This is a genomic window from Gemmiger formicilis (genome assembly GCF_016901605.1).
GTDB classification, from domain to species: Bacteria; Bacillota; Clostridia; order Oscillospirales; family Ruminococcaceae; genus Gemmiger; species Gemmiger formicilis_B.
The window spans coordinates 1-221 of the sequence record NZ_JACJKP010000791.1 but is presented as its reverse complement, the minus strand read 5'-3'; the positions used below and the strand labels follow the sequence as shown (position 1 = coordinate 221).

The window sequence follows — 221 nt, the reverse complement described above, 5'->3', positions numbered from 1 at the left end:
ATCGCTTTGCCGCTCGGTCTGTAACGCCAAAGGCGATCCAAACTCTTTTTTTGTCCTTTTATGATTTTACTGTATCGTTTTTTTAAGGATCTGTGCAGGCCGCTTTCGCGCCAAACTAAAAAAACACTGTGGCGCACCTGCGCCATTTTGAGAAACGAAGCTTTGAGCGGAAAATTGAGGCCATCCACCCTGTACAGAGTGTAATACCTCTTAAGTTTACA

General features: G+C 44.3%; 1 protein-coding gene. It reads right to left on the bottom strand.

The annotated features are described in order from the left end of the window. The coding region (locus H6B10_RS16855; protein WP_204652503.1) for a hypothetical protein at positions 1 to 221 on the bottom strand (221 nt) is incomplete at both ends.